The following is a 1,307-nucleotide window of genomic DNA, read 5'->3' on the forward strand; positions in this document are numbered from 1 at the left end:
CCACGAAGACCACCGCGATCTACACGCGTAAGATCGTCGGCAGCGTCAGATGTGTATAAAGAGACAGGAGTACGCCGACGCGCTCCAGGTGCTGGACGAGAACTGGGACACCTTCGACACGGCGAAGGGCACGAAGGACGGCAAGCTGACGATGGCGGACCTGGAGGCGGTGCTGGGCAGCCCGGCGGCGTCCTCCACGCTCAAGCGCGCCGCGCAGTTCTTCACGGACCACCCGGAGTACTGGCACCGCCTGGAGATGGCGGCGGGCGGCGGCCGGGACGGCGTCACCAGCTGGCAGGACCTGGACGCGGAGCTGGACTCGGTGCCGAAGGCGTCGAGCGGCAGCGGCCGGAGCACGGGCGGCTCGCGGGCGCGCGACATCGTGGACAACCCGAACCTGAGCATCGAGCAGAAGGTGCAGGCCCTGCTGATGGGCATCACCGAGGACACCGACGACGAGCTGCTGGACGTGATGAACGAGATGGCCAGCGCCCGCGAGGAGCGCGCCACGTTGGGCACCAGCGACTCGGACAAGGCGCGTGGCGCGAAGCTGGACACGGGCATGCAGGAGCTGGAGCTGCGGCTTCAGACGCTGATGGAGAAGCGCAAGGCCATGTTCGACCTGATGAGCAACATGTCTTCGAAGTTCAACGAGATGGCGAAGACGGCCATCTCCAACCTGCGCAGCGCGTGAGGGCCGCCATGGGACGCATCATCAAGCACGACGGCGGCGAGGGACTGACGATGGAGATCGGCACGGCGCGCAGGCTGAAGGCATTCGCGCGGGGGGAGACGACCTGGGCGGAGGTGGAGGGGATGACCTTCGAGGAGGCGAAGGCCATCGCGCAGGTGGGCTGCGACCTGGCGGCGGCGGGCCGGTTGGAGGAGGCGCGCATCCTCTTCGAGGGGCTCGTGGAGGGGAACCCGAAGGACTCCGCGGCGCACGCGGCGCTGGGCACCGTGTACCAGAAGCTCGGGAGGGTGGAGGACGCGCTCACCGAGTACACGCACGCGCTGACTGGAGACCCGCGCAACCCCGTGGCGCTGACGGGCCGGGGCGAGCTGCACCTGCGCCGGGGCGAGCGGCAGGGCTTCACGGACATCGCCAACGCGGTGGAGGTCGACCCGCATGGCGAGACGTCCGCGGGACGCCGCGCGAAGGCCCTGGTGAAGGCCATCACCCTGGTGGCGGTGGAGAAGCTGAAGGAGGGCGCTCCGCCGACGTGAGCGGTTGACGGGAGAGACGTTTCAAGACGGATGTGCCACCGGACAGTTGGGGAGCGGTCCGGGGGCGGCCGGCCGGAGGG

General features: G+C 69.2%; 1 protein-coding gene. It reads left to right on the plus strand.

What is annotated here, in order from left to right; translation table 11 throughout:
* Positions 1 to 702: 702 nt before the first annotated feature.
* A complete protein-coding gene (locus tag D7V77_RS42000) occupies positions 703 to 1,227 on the plus strand; it encodes a tetratricopeptide repeat protein (RefSeq protein ID WP_120581731.1) in 525 nt (174 codons plus the stop codon).
* Positions 1,228 to 1,307: the final 80 nt, after the last annotated feature.

It is taken from the genome of Corallococcus sp. CA041A (genome assembly GCF_003612075.1).
Lineage (GTDB): Bacteria > Myxococcota > Myxococcia > Myxococcales > Myxococcaceae > Corallococcus > Corallococcus exiguus.

Excerpts from the sequence above, each read along its gene's own strand:
- D7V77_RS42000 (WP_120581731.1), top strand. The coding sequence starts at position 703 with ATGGGACGCATCATCAAGCACGACGGCGGCGAGGGACTGACGATGGAG.